This window comes from Mesorhizobium sp. 131-2-1, from assembly GCF_016756535.1.
Classification (GTDB): domain Bacteria; phylum Pseudomonadota; class Alphaproteobacteria; order Rhizobiales; family Rhizobiaceae; genus Mesorhizobium.
This window is the reverse complement of sequence record NZ_AP023247.1, coordinates 3,063,435-3,077,524: the sequence shown is the minus strand read 5'-3', so window position 1 is coordinate 3,077,524 and position 14,090 is coordinate 3,063,435. Positions and strand designations below refer to the sequence as shown.

15 protein-coding genes are annotated in these 14,090 nt (G+C 64.7%); 6 read left to right on the top strand and 9 right to left on the bottom strand.

Annotated elements, in window-relative coordinates; genetic code table 11:
• The first annotated feature begins 23 nt into the window (after window positions 1–23).
• The gene (locus tag JG743_RS14750; protein ID WP_202301671.1) at window positions 24–1,457 is read left to right on the top strand and encodes an MFS transporter; all 1,434 of its coding nucleotides are present in this window, start codon (window positions 24–26) and stop codon (window positions 1,455–1,457) included.
• Between the two features lie 2 nt (window positions 1,458–1,459).
• Here JG743_RS14750 and JG743_RS14745 read toward each other — a convergent pair whose 3' ends face one another.
• The 3 genes from JG743_RS14745 to JG743_RS14735 all read right to left on the bottom strand — a co-directional run bounded on the left by JG743_RS14745 (window position 1,460) and on the right by JG743_RS14735 (window position 3,953).
• Complete coding sequence (locus JG743_RS14745; protein WP_202301669.1) at window positions 1,460–1,957, bottom strand: MaoC family dehydratase; 498 nt, start codon at window positions 1,955–1,957, stop codon at window positions 1,460–1,462.
• A gap of 201 nt (window positions 1,958–2,158) precedes the next feature.
• Window positions 2,159–2,587, bottom strand: a complete 429-nt coding sequence (locus JG743_RS14740; protein ID WP_202301667.1) for a phasin family protein — start codon at window positions 2,585–2,587, stop codon at window positions 2,159–2,161.
• 70 nt (window positions 2,588–2,657) lie between these two features.
• On the bottom strand, window positions 2,658–3,953 hold the full coding sequence (locus tag JG743_RS14735) for a DUF445 domain-containing protein (RefSeq protein ID WP_202301665.1): 1,296 nt from the start codon (window positions 3,951–3,953) through the stop codon (window positions 2,658–2,660).
• Between the two features lie 201 nt (window positions 3,954–4,154).
• Here JG743_RS14735 and rirA point away from each other — a divergent pair, with 201 nt between their 5' ends.
• Window positions 4,155–4,616, top strand: coding sequence for an iron-responsive transcriptional regulator RirA (gene rirA, locus JG743_RS14730; protein ID WP_202301663.1), 462 nt, complete (start codon window positions 4,155–4,157; stop codon window positions 4,614–4,616).
• 13 nt (window positions 4,617–4,629) lie between these two features.
• Here the strand turns inward: rirA and JG743_RS14725 are convergent, their stop codons facing one another.
• Genes JG743_RS14725 through hemP form a run of 5 tightly spaced genes read right to left on the bottom strand, consistent with a single transcriptional unit; the run spans window position 4,630 to window position 8,738 of the window.
• Window positions 4,630–5,418 carry a heme ABC transporter ATP-binding protein gene (locus tag JG743_RS14725; RefSeq protein ID WP_202301652.1) on the bottom strand — a complete coding sequence of 263 codons (789 nt, stop codon included), beginning with the start codon at window positions 5,416–5,418 and terminating at the stop codon, window positions 4,630–4,632.
• Window positions 5,419–5,425: 7 nt separating this feature from the next.
• Window positions 5,426–6,529, bottom strand: a complete 1,104-nt coding sequence (locus JG743_RS14720; RefSeq protein WP_202301650.1) for a FecCD family ABC transporter permease — start codon at window positions 6,527–6,529, stop codon at window positions 5,426–5,428.
• 4 nt (window positions 6,530–6,533) lie between these two features.
• A complete protein-coding gene (locus JG743_RS14715) occupies window positions 6,534–7,430 on the bottom strand; it encodes a heme/hemin ABC transporter substrate-binding protein (protein WP_202301648.1) in 897 nt (298 codons plus the stop codon).
• A gap of 11 nt (window positions 7,431–7,441) precedes the next feature.
• A complete protein-coding gene (locus JG743_RS14710) occupies window positions 7,442–8,503 on the bottom strand; it encodes a hemin-degrading factor (RefSeq protein WP_202301646.1) in 1,062 nt (353 codons plus the stop codon).
• Between the two features lie 28 nt (window positions 8,504–8,531).
• Window positions 8,532–8,738 (bottom strand): hemin uptake protein HemP, encoded by a 207-nt coding sequence (gene hemP / locus JG743_RS14705; RefSeq protein ID WP_126054152.1) that lies wholly within the window; start codon window positions 8,736–8,738, stop codon window positions 8,532–8,534.
• A gap of 278 nt (window positions 8,739–9,016) precedes the next feature.
• Between hemP and JG743_RS14700 the strand changes: the two genes are divergently transcribed.
• From JG743_RS14700 to JG743_RS14685, 4 genes are read left to right on the top strand one after another with little or no spacing between them, the layout of a single operon-like run.
• Window positions 9,017–11,143: a TonB-dependent hemoglobin/transferrin/lactoferrin family receptor gene (locus JG743_RS14700; protein WP_244673142.1), complete on the top strand. Its 2,127-nt coding sequence runs from the start codon at window positions 9,017–9,019 to the stop codon at window positions 11,141–11,143.
• 5 nt (window positions 11,144–11,148) lie between these two features.
• Window positions 11,149–11,589 (top strand): hypothetical protein, encoded by a 441-nt coding sequence (locus tag JG743_RS14695; RefSeq protein WP_202301641.1) that lies wholly within the window; start codon window positions 11,149–11,151, stop codon window positions 11,587–11,589.
• A 50-nt stretch (window positions 11,590–11,639) separates the two neighbouring features.
• Window positions 11,640–12,578, top strand: coding sequence for an energy transducer TonB family protein (locus tag JG743_RS14690; RefSeq protein ID WP_202301639.1), 939 nt, complete (start codon window positions 11,640–11,642; stop codon window positions 12,576–12,578).
• Between the two features lie 54 nt (window positions 12,579–12,632).
• Entirely contained in the window at window positions 12,633–12,947 is a 315-nt protein-coding gene (locus tag JG743_RS14685) for an antibiotic biosynthesis monooxygenase family protein (RefSeq protein ID WP_202301637.1), read from the top strand.
• 19 nt (window positions 12,948–12,966) lie between these two features.
• On the opposite strand, the gene JG743_RS14680 is transcribed toward JG743_RS14685, so the two are convergent.
• Entirely contained in the window at window positions 12,967–14,010 is a 1,044-nt protein-coding gene (locus tag JG743_RS14680) for a glycosyltransferase (protein ID WP_202301635.1), read from the bottom strand.
• Between the last annotated feature and the right edge of the window lie 80 nt (window positions 14,011–14,090).

The window sequence follows — 14,090 nt, the reverse complement described above, 5'->3', positions numbered from 1 at the left end:
ATGAGCGGCAAAGGAGTACAGCCATGACAGACATCGCGGAAAAAGCCGAGACCGGCTGGAATGACAACGCCACGAACCCGGCCCGGCCCGTTGGATTGGCGCTTGCAAGCCTGTCGCTCGCAACGCTGCTGTCCTCGCTTGGCACCAGCATTGCCAGCGTCGGCCTGCCGGCGCTGATGCAGGCGTTCGGCGCGTCGTTCCAGTCCGTGCAATGGGTAGTGCTGGCCTATCTACTGGCCATCACCACCATGATCGTCAGCGCCGGGCGGCTGGCCGACATCGCCGGCCGCCGGCCGCTGCTGCTTGGCGGCATCGCCCTTTACACGGCCGCCTCCGCGCTCTGCGCGCTGGCCCCGACGCTTGGCCTGCTGATCGCGGCGCGCACCGCGCAGGGCCTCGGCGCAGCGGTGATGATGGTGCTGACGCTGGCCTTCGTCGCCGGCACCGTCCCCAAGGCCAGAACCGGCAGCGCCATGGGCCTGCTCGGCGCCATGTCGTCGATCGGCACCATGCTTGGTCCGTCGCTCGGCGGGTTGCTGATCGCCGGCGCCGGCTGGCGGGCGATCTTCCTGGTCAATGTGCCGTTCGGCGTGCTGGCTTTCGCGCTCGCCTGGCGCGCTCTGCCCGCCGGCGGCAGATCCGAGCCGGAAAGCAAGGCCTTCGATCCGCTCGGAACGGTTCTGATCGCTTTGACGCTGGCCGCCTATGCGCTGGCCATGACGCTGGGCAGGGGCAGCTTCGGCCTGCTCAACCTCGGTCTCCTGGCCGTTGCTGCGCTCGGCGTTGCCCTGTTCATCGTGATCGAATTGAAGGTCGAAACGCCACTCGTGCGGCTGGCCGCATTCGGCGACCCTGTGCTGAGCGCAAGCCTCGCCATGAGCCTCATCGTGGCGACGGTGGTGATGGGCCAGTTGGTGGTGGCGCCGTTCTACCTCTCCCGGGCGCTCGGCCTCGACCCCGCGACGGTCGGACTGGTTCTGTCCACGGCGCCTTTGGTCGCGACGCTGGCGGCATTGCCGGCCGGGCGGCTGGTCGACCGCTTCGGCGCCCAGCCGATGATGATCGCCGGCCTGTCCTCGCTCGTCCTCGGCGCGTTTGCCATGTCGTCGATCCGGATCGCGTTCGGCATTCCCGGCTACGTCGTGCCGGTCCTGGCCCTGAGCAGCGGCTATGCCCTGTTCCAAACCGCGAACAATGCCGCGGTGATGAGCGGTGCGACCGCCGACCAGCGCGGTGTCGTTTCGGGCCTCGTCAACCTGTCGCGCAATCTCGGCCTGATCACCGGCGCATCGCTGATGGGCGCCATATTCGCCGCGGCGTCGGCAGGAACGGACGCAACGGCGACCTTGCTCGGCATGCAGCTCACATTCCGGGTCGCGATGGCGCTTGCGCTGGTTGCGCTTGGCCTTGCCGTATTCTGCCGGCGCGCGGCTGCTAGGCGCAAGACGCGGGCTTAGGGCTAAACTCCTGCCCGCTTGCGGCGCTCGTAGAGCATGACCAGCGTCTCGGCGGTCAGGGCCGGCTTCTGCTCGCCCTCGATCTCGACCGTGTTGGCGGCCTTCATCAGATACTGGCCGGGACCCCTGTCCTCCATCGACAGCAGCGTGATGCGGAGTCTTATTCTCGATCCGACCTTAACCGGAGCCAGGAAGCGCACCTTGTCGAAGCCGTAATTGAAGGCGGCCTGGGTGTTTTCGGGCACGATGCCCATCTCCAGCGCCAGCGCGCCGATGATCGAAAGCGTCAGATAGCCATGCGCGATCGTGGTGCGGAACGGACTCTGCCGCCGCGCCCTTTCAGGGTCGACATGAATCCACTGGTGGTCGCCTGTGCATTCGGCGAACTGGTCGATGCGGCGCTGGTCGACCGTCGTCCATTCCGAGACTCCGAGTTCCTCCCCGGCCATCGTCCTCAGCTGCTCGAAGGTCGGCGGCGTCCTCGGCCGTGCTTCCGTCATTCCTGCTTTCCCGATCGCTTTGCCTGTCTCCCGATCACGAAGCGGAGCCCCCTGTCAATTCACCGCCTGGCAATTCGGTTCCGACAGGGTGCGTTTTGCTGGCATGGGTGGCAGCTCTTCCACAGTGCCACCGGAAGGCAACGCAGCCCTCTACACGCCCGGGACTTACCGCAGGCAGCAAAGCAAAGCTGGCGCGAAGCGTCACTTCTTCTCGTAGCCGGAGCGAATTTCCGCCATCGCGTCCTTGATGCGCTCGCGCAGGATCTCGATGGATTCGGTGCCGGATTTCCTGGCCATTTCAGCCACCTCGCCGGCATTCTTCAGCGCCGTCTCGAAGGATTTGCGCGCGAACTCCGCCTGCCTCGTCATCAATTCCTGCGGATTGCCGGGCGCCCGGTAGTTTTGTGCCAGATCGGTGATTTCGCGCAGCGCCTCTTGCACCATCTCGCGCTGCCGGGTGAGCAGCGAGGACGCCCCGGCCGCGCCTGCTTTGGCGGACTTTTCGAGCGCTTCGAGATTCTTGCGGTGGTGGCTGATTATCGCCTCGACATCGACATTCGGCACCTTCAGGTCGCGGCCGAATCTGCTGAACATGTCCAGGAACGAGTCGGATTCCGGTTGTTTCGCCATGTCTCTGCTCCCCGATCTGCCGTGATGGCCTTCCCCCCGGGGAAGAAGAATAGAGCACGCCACGCTTGCGTCAATTGACGAGGAACAACCGTTCGGCCGTGTAGAGCACAATGCCGGCAAGGCCGCCGATGATCATGCCGTTGAAGCGGATGTATTGCAGGTCCCGGCCGATGTTCATTTCGATCAGCCGGGTGAGCTGGGCGAGATCCCAGCGCTTGACCTGATCGGCGATGAATTTCGACACTCCGCTCTTCTGGCTGTCGACGAAGGACGACAGCGCCACCACGAAGCCCTGGTTCATGTCGGCCCTGATCTGCGCGTCGCCGGCCAGATGACGACCGACCTCGACGAACATGTTGGCCAGATGGGCGCGGATCAACGAATTCTCCGCCCTGGCGTCCTGCTCGATGAACAGCCGCAGGCTTTCCCACATGTTGCCCGCTAGCGCCTTCATTTCCGGCCGCGCCAGGAAATCGCGCTTCAGCTGCTCGGCCCGCCTGGCATATTGCTTCGACGTCCTCAGCCGCTCGATAAAGCCTTGCGCGAAACGGTCGAATTCGGCCCGCATCGGATGGTCGGGATCGGCCCGCACCTCCTCGAGCAGCGTGCCGGCCGAAGCCACGATCTTCTTCAGAAGGTAGGCGTCGGCGCGAAACAGATTGAACAGCGACGGCAGTTCCTCGCGGATCTTCTCGCGCATGGCGGAGAGCGCCTCCTCGTCGTTGAGGAAGCGGCCGATCACCCTGGTGAATTCGTCGAACAGCCTCTGGTGGCGGCGGTCGTCTGTGAGCGCTGACAGGAGTTCGGCGGCGAGCGGGGCCAGCGGCACTTTCTCGACCTCATCCAGCATGCGGCTGGTGACGAAGCCGCGCAGGCCGGACTGTTCGACGGCGGCAAGCGTCTGCGGCACTAGGCGCACGACGAAGCGCGACAGCCCGGCGGCGCGCTCGGCATCTGCCAGCCAGTCGGCGACCAAGGCGGAAAAGTCGACCTCGGCCAGCTTCTCGCGCACCGGCTCCGGCGCCAGGAAATTCACCTCGATGAAGCGGCCGAGATTGTCGGCGATCCGGTTCTGGTTCTCCGGGATGATGGCCGTGTGCGGAATCGGCAGGCCGAGCGGGCGTCTGAACAGTGCCACCACCGCGTACCAGTCGGCGAGGCCGCCGATGGTCGCCGCTTCGGCGAAGGCGGCGACGAAGCCGAGCCACGGATAGGCGCCCTCGAACGACTTGGCGAGCGCAAAGACAAGAACGCAAAGCGCCAGCGCCGCGGCGGCCACCAGCTTGGTGCGCCGCAGCGCAGCAAGCTTGGCATCGGCGTCCGTGTCGAATCGGACATGGTTCATAGCCGGGGCCGCTTGTGACATGCTGAGCCGCTCCTGATCGATGTTGCGACCTTATCTAGGGTCGCTGCCGGCCAAATGCCCGCCAAACCCCGTCCGGCTCACGATTTGCGCCACCGCGCACATAAAGTTGACGGGCTTATTCATCTATCGTGCGCCGCTAGTCTGGAATTGTTCCAAGGTATAGGCCATATTGAGCCCAAGCTACTGGTTCATGAGGATGAAATGCGGCTGACGCGCCAGACCAACTACGCCATGCGCATCCTGATGTATTGCGCCGCCAACACCGAACGGCTGAGCCGCATCCCGGAGATCGCCGCCGCCTATTCGGTGTCTGAGCTGTTCCTGTTCAAGATCCTGCAGCCGCTGGTCGAGAACGGCCTCGTCGAGACGGTGCGCGGCAGGAATGGCGGCGTCAGGCTCGGCCGCCCGGCCGAGCAGATCAGCCTGTTCGACGTCGTGCGGGTGACCGAAGAGAGCTTCGCCATGGCCGAATGCTTCGAGAACGATGCGGCCGAATGCCCACTGGTCGACAGCTGCGCGCTGAATTCGGCGCTGCGCGAGGCGCTCAACGCCTTCTTCGCCGTACTTTCCCGCTACACCATCGCCGACCTGGTGGCAGCGCGCCCGAACGTGCGCCATCTGCTTGGCATCGACATGCTGGAGCAGCGAGCCCCCGCCGCCTGATTGCTATCCGCGGCTAGGCCGCGGACTGCGGCAGCACGAACGGCATGTTGGCTGCCGGCAATACGCCCACTCTCAGCCGGCAATCGAACACCTTCTCGATCAGTTCATCGGTCAGCACATCTCTCGGCGCGCCCGCGGCGGCGAGCCGGCCGCGATGCATGACGTGAATGCGGCCGGCATACATGGCGGTCAGGTTGAGATCGTGCAGTATGGCGACAACGCCGCCGCCGCGCCTGGCGAAGTCGCGGGCAATGTCCATGATGATCAGCTGATGCTTGACGTCGAGGCTGGACACTGGCTCGTCGAGGAACAGATATCGAGGCTTGCCGTCGAGCACCGGCGCCCAGACCTGACAGAGCACGCGGGCAAGCTGCACGCGCTGCTGCTCGCCGCCTGAGAGCTCCTGGTAGAAGCGGCCGGCGAAACCGTCGAGATCGACGCGCGCCAGCGCCCGTTCGGGCAGCCGCGCATCCTCGCCCGGCAGCACGCCGGAGTGGCCACCGACAAGGCCGAGCCTGACGATCTCGCGCACCGTGAACGGAAAGGACAATGTCGCCGCCTGCGGCAGCACGGCGCGATAGGTCGCCGCCTCCGCCGGCTTCATCGCCTTGAGGTCGCGCCCGTTGAGCGCGATGCCGCCCGTATAGGCAAGCTCGCCCGACAGCGCCTTGAGGAAAGTCGTCTTGCCGGACCCGTTGGGCCCGACGATGGCGGCGATTTCGCCAGGCCGTGCGGCGAAATCCACATGGGCAACGATGCGCTTGCCGCCGATCGCCACCGAAACATCGCGCGCGTCGATCATGCCGGCCTCACAGGTCGATCACGCCGCGCTTGCGCAGCAGGATCCACAGGAAGAACGGCGCGCCGGCGACCACCGTGACGATGCCGATCGGCAGCTCTGCCGGCGCGACGATGGTGCGGGCGACGGCGTCGGCCAGCAGCAGCAATGAGGCGCCGAGCAAGGCGGATGCCGGCAGCAGATAGCGGTTGTCCGGCCCGATCAGCAGCCGCAGCAGATGCGGCACGACGATGCCGACAAAGCCGATGCCGCCGCTCGCCGCCACCGATGCGCCGACCGCCGCCGAGACGCCAATGATCGCCGTGTATTTCAGCCGTTGAACCGGGATGCCCAAATGGCCTGCGGTCGCCTCGCCCAGCGCCAGCGCGTTGAGGCCGCGCGCCAGGAACGGCATCGCCGACAGCGCCAGAACGATGACGGGCCCGACCGAGCCGATCTTCTGCCAGGTCGCGCCGGCGAGCGAGCCGAGCTGCCAGAAGGTCAGGTCGCGCAACTGCCGGTCGTCGGCCATGAAGATCAATATGCCGGTCAGCGCCATGGCAAGCGCGGCCAGAGCGAGGCCGGCAAGCAGCATGGTGGCGACAGACGTGCGGCCCTGCCTTGTCGCGATACGGTAGAGCAGCAGCGTCACCGCCAACCCGCCTGTGAAGGCCGCTAGCGGCAAGGCCAGCGTGCCGAGCGCCGAGGTGAGCGGCGCAAGCCAGGTCGCGCCGAGCACGATGACGGCGACAGCGCCGAGGCTGGAGCCCGCCGAGACGCCGATCAGGCCGGGGTCGGCGAGCGGATTGCGGAACAGCCCCTGCATCACCGCGCCCGACACGGCGAGAGCGGCGCCGATCAGCACCCCGAGCAGGACGCGCGGCAGGCGGATGTCGTAGACGATCAGCCGGTCGCGCGCGCTCAATGCCGCATCGCCCGGCACGGACCCGAGGAGCCAGTCGCGGACCACGCCGACCGCCGAGGCGTCAGAAGCGCCCGATGTCAGCGACAGCAGCACCGAGACGGCGAGCGCCAGGCAAAGAAGCAGAATGACGAGACGCGCGCGCGCCGAGCGGTCGCCCTCGATCGCCGCCGCCATCCTGCCCGCCGCGCCGGCGATCGACTGATCCGCCATTGGCTCAGTCCGTTACCTGGCCGCCATAAAGCGAGACGGCAAGGTCGTGGATGGCCTCGGCCGTGCGCGGCCCGAAGCCGAGCAGGTAGCCGCCATCCATGCGGACGACCCTCCGGGCGACACCGGCCGGCGTCGAGGCGATAGACGGGTTCGAGAACAGCTCGTCGTCGGATACCGCCGGCCCGGCATTCTTCATCATCAGGATGACGTCGGGCCTGGCGGTGACGATCGCTTCGTCCGACATCTGCTTGTAACCGGATAAGCCCTCGACAGCATTGACACCGCCGGCCAGCCTGACGATGCCGTCGGCGGCGGTCTCGCTGCCGGCGGCGAGGATCTTGCCGCCCTGCGTCGACAACACGAACAGGATGCGCTTGCGCTCCGTGATCGAAGCGGTCTGCTTCTCGGCGGCATTCAGTGCGGCATCCACCTCGGCCGCCAGCCTGTCCGCCTTGGCGTCGACGCCGAGCGCCTTGCCGACGACGCGGATCTTTTCGAGGATTCCGTCATGGGTGTAGTGCTCGGGCACCTCTATGAAGGGAACGCGCGACCTCTTCAGCACCTCGACCGCTTCCTTCGGGCCACTGCCATGCAGGGCCAGTATTGCCGACGGATTGACCGACAGCACGCCTTCCGGCGACAGCTGGCGCATGTAGCCGACGTCGGGCAGCTTGAGCGCGGCTTCCGGATAGCGGCTGGTCGAGTCGCGGGCGGCCAGGTGGCTCTGCTCGCCGAGCGCGTAGACGATCTCGGTGATCGAACCGCCGATGGCGACGACCTTCGACGTATCGGTAAAGGCCGTTGCGGCCTTCTCGGCGCGTGCCTGCGGGACAGCAAAGAGCAGCGAAAGTGCGATCGCCGGGGCAAGCGTCAGCGGCGACAGCCTGGGCAAGCAAACCATGGTCATCCTCATCAGGCGGCGGTCGGGCTTGGAACGCGCGGCAGATTCTCGGCCAGGAACCGCCAGTCTTCGCGCTCGCCCCCGCCTTCATGGCGTTTGCTGAAGAACTGGATGATCATCTTGCCGTCGGCGCCATAGGCTTCGAGCGAGGTGACGTGGCCGTCCTTGGTCGGTTTGCGCACGGCCCAGACCTCGTGGATGTGGTCGTTCCTGAGATGAAGATGGAACGTCTCGTCGAGCACGTTGATCCACGGCCCCATCGGCTTGACTGACTTGATCGGACCGGAATGGATCTGGATGCAGCCGCGATTTCCGACGAAGCACATGATCGGCATGGCGCCTTCGGCGGCGTGATGGAACATGGCGCCGACGGCATCCCTGTCGAGCAGCCAGGCATAATCCTGGCCGACCATGCGCACGGCCTGGCGGCGGCTGAGCTTCAACGTCTTCAGCATGCCGAAGAACTGATGAACATCCGCGAGCCTGCTCCAGCGGTCGCGCAGGTCGTCGATGCTGGCCGTCTGCCCCTCGACCTCGGCCTCGTCGTCGCTCCCGCCTGCCGACACAGAAACGTTCGGCTCCTGGTTGGACGATTCCAGTTCCGCCACCAGCTTCTGGTAGGCGTAGAGGTTTGAGGCGGGCCTGAGATGCACCTTGTGCATCGCCTCGCCCGAAGCGCAGAAGAATTGCAGGCTGCGGCGGATATCGCCACCGTCGCGCTTCTCGACGGCAAAGCCGTGCGCCCAGACTTTCGGGAAGATGCGTAGGTCGATGTTCTCGCCGAGCACCATGGCGTTGTGGTTGCCGGTGACGACCTTGTCGTAGACGCCGATCTTCTCGTGCACGGCGCTCTCGTTGCGGGTCAGCGCCATCACCTCGCCGACGGCTTCAAGGCCTGTCAGCAGATGGTTGACGCGTGGCTCGACCCGCACGACGCCATGCCCGCAATGGGCCGCCACAAGTTCCGCCTCCGAGATGCCGAGCTCGGCGGCAAGGTCGCGCTCGCGCGCTTTCGGATTGTCTTCCCGCGCCCGCCGGATTTCATGCGGTGTGGGTTTCACGCGCTGGTCCATATCTGCCTTCCGCCTGTTTGCCTGCTGCTTACTTGTTGAGGATGAGCTTGCCCTGGCGGGTGATCTTCAGCCGGTAGAGGGCGCCGTGATGCTCGATGCCGATCTCGTGCTCGCCCTGGAACAGCGTGTTGCTGGAGAGCGTCCTCACCGCCAACGGAACCCGGTCGAAGCGGGTGGCAACATCCTCGGAACGACGGACGCGATAGCGGAAATCGTTTGCGTTGTGGGTGTTCATCTGGGTCGGTCCCTTTTCTGTCCCGGCCACCTGGCCGGGCGCCTTCATAAAATGCCGATTCATTTCTTGACTCGAATAATCATGTTTTATAACCAGTGCAATACCGGACTAAATGAGTCAACATTTAACGCGCCGGATGCGATGAAAAATGCCAGCGAGCCTCGGCCAGCCAGCTTCGAACTGGAATCTGGAGTTGGGGCATGGGGTTGGCGAATTGGCAAAGGCTGGGTCTGGCGGACGAGAACGCGGACCCGGCAAGACGCTCTATGGCAAGGGGAATGGCTGCGCTCATGGCCGGCGCGGCGGCAATCGCGATCCTGACATCGCCGGCAAAGGCGCAACAGGCCGCTCAGCCGCAGGTCGATTCGTCAAAGAACACGGAAGAGACGAAGCCGGCTGAGGCGACGCTGCTCGACAAGATCCTGGTCCTAAGCCGCACCGGCGAGACGGCGATCCAGTCTCTCGCCTCCGCCAGCCATGTCGACAGGGAGCAGCTCGACCGCCGCATGGCGACGACGCCGAACGAGATGCTACTTGGCGTGCCTGGCGTGACCGTGCAGGCCGACGCGCGCCGCGTCAGCTCCAGCATCAATATCCGTGGCCTGCAGGATTTCGGCCGTGTCGCGGTCATCGTCGACGGCGCCAGGCAGGATTTCCAGCGCTCCGACCACGGCACGCAGTCGACCTTCTATGTCGACCCCGAGCTGATCAAATCGGTCGACGTGATCCGCGGTCCGGTCGCCAACACCTATGGCTCCGGCGCCATCGGCGGCGTCGTCTTCTTCGACACCAAGGATGCCGAGGATTTCCTCAAGCCGGAGGAAAACTGGGCCGGCTCGCTCACCGGCCGTTATGAAAGCAACGGCAAGGGCTGGACCACCAGCGCCACCGGCGCCCACCGCCTCAACGAGAACTGGGATGTGCTGGGTAACATCGTCTACCGCGACTATGGCGACTACAAGAATGGCGGCGGCGACACTGTCGCCGGCACCGGCTTCGACGTGCTGAGCGGCCTGCTCAAGACAACGATCCGCCCCAGCGAAAACAGCGAACTGAAGCTCGGCTGGGTCGGCTCCAGCGACGGCTGGACGGAGACCAGCAGCGGCGTGCCGGCGAACGATGTCGACCTGAATTCGAACACCTTCACCGCCCGCTACAACATCACCGATGACGCCAAGAGCTGGCTCGACCTCCACATCAACGCCTCCTACAACAAGACCAACCTCGATCTGACGACGCTTGTTGCGCAAAACCGGTTCGATCCGCAAACCGGTCTGCCCGTCGTGCTGCCGGCCGGCTCGACCTCGACCTTCGATGTCGGCACAACCGGCATCGACATTTGGAACACGTCGCGATTCGAGACCGCCGGCATCGCGCACGAGCTGACCTATGGCGGCGACTGGGTCGGCGACGACATCGAGACCGGTGGCACGGCCGGCGGCGACAGCTTCTACACACCGTCGGGCAAGCGCAATGTCTCCGGCGCCTACATCCAGGACAAGCTCACCTGGGAATGGCTCGAGGTCATCACCGGCCTGCGCTACGACAGCTACAGCCTGAAGGACTCGAGCAACGAGACATCGGGCGACAGGCTGTCGCCGCGCGTCACCGTTGGGGTGTCTCCGTTCGAAAGCGCCAGTCTTGCCGGCCTGCAGCTCTATGGCACCTACGCGGAAGGCTATCGCTCGCCGTCGCTGACCGAGACGCTGATCAGCGGCAACCATCCGGCCGGCGTCACCTTCCCGTTCCTGCCCAATCCCGATCTGCGGCCCGAGACCGGCAAGACCGTCGAATTCGGCGTCAACTACAAGCAGAACGACATCCTCGAACCCGGCGACGCGTTGCGCCTGAAGGCCGCCTACTTCAACAACAATGTCGACGACTACATCGACGGGGTCGTGCTGTCGGCTTTCGATCCGACCAGCGGCTGCCCGTTCGGCCCGGGCATCCCGATCTGCTTCCAGTACCAGAACTTCGCCAAGGCCAAGATCAACGGTTTCGAGCTGGAAAGCGTCTATGACGCCGGCTGGGGTTACGCGGGTCTTTCGGCCTCGATCGTCAACGGCCACACCATCTCATATGAAGGCGTGCGCGCCGACCTTGCCACCATCCCCTCCTCCCAGGTCACCGCACAGCTCGGCCTGCGTTTCCTCGAGGACAAGCTGACTGTCGGCGGCGAGGTGCAATACAACGCCAAGCCGAAAGGCAATCCGGTGGCCAAGGACTATACGCTGGTCAACGCCTTCGCCAGCTACCAGGCAACCGACAACCTCAAGGTCGACTTCCGCGCCGACAACCTGTTCGACGTCAAATACACCAACCCGCTGAACGGCAGCACGACCGCCGTCCTCTACGAACCCGGCGTCACGCTGAAGCTGGCGGCGACCATCCGCTTTGGAGGCTGACGACGATGACGAGCATGGCGACATCCCTGCGTCTGCTGACCTCGGCATTGGCGATGTCGCTTACGGCGGCGCCGGCGTGGGCCCAGTCCGCGCCGGTTCCTCAACTCAGCCTCGAACTCAATGCCGCGCAGCCGTCCGACAAGGGCTGCCGGCTGACCTTCATGGTCAACAACGGGCTCGGCGCCGACCTGTCCAAGGCGGCCTTCGAGATCGCGCTGTTCAACGGGGCCGGCGTCGTCGATCGCCTGACCGTGCTCGACTTCAAGGACCTTCCCGCCGGCAAGACCAAGGTGACGCGCTTCGATCTTGCCGGAACGGACTGCGCCAAGGTCAGCCGCGTGCTGATCAACAGTGCGACCGAATGCGCTGGCGCAGGCGTGGAGCCCGCTGCCTGCATGCACGGGCTGAAGACCTCGACCCGAACCGGCATCGCCTTCGCGGTCTGACTCTTGATTTGACAACTACGGATTGGTCGCGGCAGCTTCGGTGTCGCGCCATGCAGGATATCGTTGAAATTTCCGACACGAGCGACCAGTTGGCGATCGCCTCAGGCGAGCCGCTGGCGGACGTGCGTTCCCGCGCAGAGAGCGGCAAATGGCCGGTGGCGATCGTGGCCTCGTGCCTGATCCATGGTGCGGTGGTGGCGGCATTACTGATCTCGCCTTCAGCGAGAAACGATTTTCAGGATTCGGCCCAGACGGAGGGCAGCGACCGGTCTGGCACCGATGTCGTGGGCAGTGCGCTCAACCCGGAACCGGCGGCTGTGAATGTGGCCTTGGTGCCGGCCCCGCGGCAGCCCAAGCCAGTGCAACCGACAAAGACAGTGAAGCCGACAGAACCGGTTCGGCCCACCGAGGCGCCGAAACCACAGCCTTCGCAGGAGGCAGCTGAAAGAAGGCCAGTAGAGCCGGACATCCTTGTCGCCAGCGTCCCGCGCGATGACGGCGAAAGCGTGCAGGACGACAGGAAGCCAACACCCACGGACGTTCAGACCGAAAGCCCACCTCCCGCTCCAGCACAACCGCCAATTCCGACCGCCAGGCCGGTCATCGAAAAATCTCGCGAGACCGAAGACAAAAGCGGCGCTGTGGATGGCGAGAACCGTTCCGAACGGACGGCGAGCAAAGGTCGGAAACAAAACGAGGTAGGAACGGTGGCAGAGGCGAGCTATCGCAGCGACGTCATCAGAAAGCTTGGCCGCGTCTATCGAGCTGTCCCACCCTCGGTACAGGCGACGGCGCGCAACAACACCGTTGTCACTTTCATCATCGGCAGTCGGGGCAACATCGATGAACTGCGCGTCCTGGAAAGCTCGGGATCGACAAGCTTCGACCAGCTCGTGCTCGGCTTCGTCCGCAAGGCCGCACCCTTTCCCCCAATCCCGTCAAAGGTCGGCAACCGCCTGGAGTTCACCGGTGCGATCGGGCCATTTTGAAACCCGGCACCTTCGATCCATCAACTCTTGGCTCGCCATTCTGAAAGGAACCCCATGTACATCGCCATGAACCGCTTCAAGGTCCAGAACGGCTCGGAAGAAGCCTTCGAGCATGCCTGGAAGAACCGTGATACCAGCCTGTCTGAAATGAAAGGTTTCAGACAGTTCCACCTGCTGCGCGGTCCACTGAACGAGGCCGAAGGCTACACGCTGTTTGCCTCGCACACTGTGTGGGCAAGCCACGAGGATTTCGTCGCCTGGACCAGATCGGAGAATTTCCGCGCCGCGCACCGCAACGCAGGCACCTCCAAGGTGCACTATCTCGGCCATCCGCAATTCGAAGGGTTTTCGGTCGTCGAGGGCGCCTGACGGGATATCCGGCTTGGCCTCAAGAACCGCCAGCCAGCCGACGCAGCGTCCGCACGAAGCGCTTGCGCGCCTTCCGCAAGAGGCTCTTGCGCTCCATAAATGGCGCAAGCCGCGGATCGCTGGCCAAATCACCAAACCGCCGCACATGGCTGGACAGGAACCCGGACACGAAATCCCTGCCGTGGATGGCACTTAGCCGCTCCGCATTGGCAAGGACATAGTCGTATACGTCCGCGCCCATCGCGGCGTCGAGGGAGGCATACGCCGGTGACAGCTGCATGCGGCCGCCGGCATAGGCAAGACCGCCAGATGCGTTGGAGCCATGCAGGCGATAGAGGCCGAGGCACTCAGACAGGATGAGGCTGCCGGCGGCCAGGTGCGCGCATGTCGCCGCCAGATAGTCGGTGCCGATCGTCACCTTGAACGGGAATGCCAGGACGGGCTCCAGCGCGCCACGCCTGAAGACCATCGACGATGTCGGCGCCCACATCCAGCCATAGGTTCTGGGTCCGAAATAGGTGACAGGATGCTCTGAAGGATAGGCGAGCTCACGTGCCATCTCGCCGACCTGGCTGCTGCGCGAGATCGTGGTCCCGTCCGCGCCCTGTCCGGTTTTATGCAGCATGACAAAACTGCCGGCCAGCAAGGCGCGCTCGGAATCGACTATGAAAAGATCGGAGCTGGATAGTGACGCCGGCTGCGTCGTGCTGAGATGCGCCGACAGATGCGCAAGCAGGAAGTCCGGCAGCCAGACGTCGTCGGAATCGAGCAACGCCACGAAATGCGCTTCGCTTGCGGCAACGCCGTCGCGGAGTGAGGCGAGCTGGCCACCATTTTGCGGCCGCGCCATGAGACGCAGGCGCGGATCGCCGATCTTTTCAAGCAGCGCGCGGATGTGGTCGGCCGAGCCGTCGGTCGAGGCATCGTCGACGATCACGCAGTCCCAGTTGCGATAGGTCTGCGCCAGGACCGAACGGATCGCGTCCTCGACATAGGCGCGATAGTTGTAACTGGTGATGACCACGCTGACTCGCGGAAGCGCGAACGGCGATTTGTCTTCCATCTGTTCGGCCTCGCCGCATGATCGGTCGGCGCATGTTTATCCGGGTGCGCGGCCTCCTTGCAACACACGCACCGGACTTG